Origin of the sequence: Streptomyces sp. NPDC002130, from assembly GCF_040296465.1 — a bacterium.
Lineage (GTDB): Bacteria > Actinomycetota > Actinomycetes > Streptomycetales > Streptomycetaceae > Streptomyces.
The window spans coordinates 1-1,119 of record NZ_JBEOXI010001143.1 but is presented as its reverse complement, the minus strand read 5'-3'; the positions used below and the strand labels follow the sequence as shown (position 1 = coordinate 1,119).

1 protein-coding gene and 1 pseudogene are annotated in these 1,119 nt (G+C 65.1%); both read left to right on the top strand.

Features of this window, described 5'->3' with window-relative positions:
- The coding region (locus ABT116_RS49130) for an alpha/beta hydrolase (RefSeq protein WP_351648108.1) at positions 1–585 on the top strand (585 nt) is incomplete at its 5' end.
- Between the two features lie 334 nt (positions 586–919).
- A pseudogene (locus ABT116_RS49125) lies at positions 920–1,119 on the top strand (DUF305 domain-containing protein); the annotation flags it as partial.

Below are 1,119 nucleotides of genomic sequence, written 5' to 3'. Positions count from 1 at the left end.
AAGTGGGAAACGTTCCTCACGCAGGAACTCCCCAACTTCCTCGCGAACTACGGCGTTTCGCCCACCAACAACGCGGTTCTCGGTCTCTCGATGGGCGGCAGCGCTGCTCTGACGCTGGCTGCGTACCACCGTGACCAGTTCAAGTTCGCCGGCTCGCTCTCGGGCTACCTGAACATCTCGGCTCCCGGCATGCGCGAAGCAATCCGCGTCGCAATGCTCGATGCCGGTCGCTTCAACGTCGACTCCATGTGGGGACCGCCGTGGAGCCCGTCCTGGCTGCGCAACGACCCGTTCGTCTTCGCGCCGCGTCTGCAGGGCCTGTCGATGTACATCTCGTCGGCAAGCGGCCTGCCCGGTGAATACGACCACCCGCGCGCACCGATCGACTACTACAACACGGCCAACGGCATGGGCCTCGAAGCTCTCGCCCTGGTCAACACCCGTGCATTCCAGATCCGCATGAACTCGCTGGGTATCCCGGCCACCTACAGCTTCCCGTCCAACGGCACGCACTCGTGGCCGTACTGGTCGGCAGAGCTGTGGAAGGCTCGCGGCCAGATCCTCGACACCATGAACGCTTGGTGATCGTGCGCGATCCCGTGACCTAGTCACTTCACCAGTGCCGTTCCGGACTCCCTCGAAGGAGAACCGGGACGGCACTTGTGTATTCAGGTGCTGCACAAGCGCCCGATGTCAGTAACAATTGCACCACCAGTAACAGCGCGGCTACCCCAAGCGGGGATCGTTTGCGTGTAGAAATAGTTTCAACGGGGGTCTGGCTGCTCAGGCGGCCACACGATCGACGCGCGGACCGACTGTAAGGAAAGAGAGTGAGCTCATGCGAGTAGGCCTTGCCACGGAGGACCGTCGCCGGTCCCGGGCAACCTTCCGGACAAAGGTCGTCGGCGCACTGGCAGCGATGCTGGTTCTGCCGATCGCCGCGGGCTTGACGACGGCCGGAACCGCGGCAGCCGCGCCGGCACCTGCTCAGGCCGCACCGGCCGCCACCCAGAACCCCACCGGAGCAGCGGTCACGAAGGTCGACTGGCTCAGCGAGCGTCGCGTCGCGCTGTGGGTGAACTCTCCCGCGATGGCCCGCCCTCGCGCGACCCCTCCGGC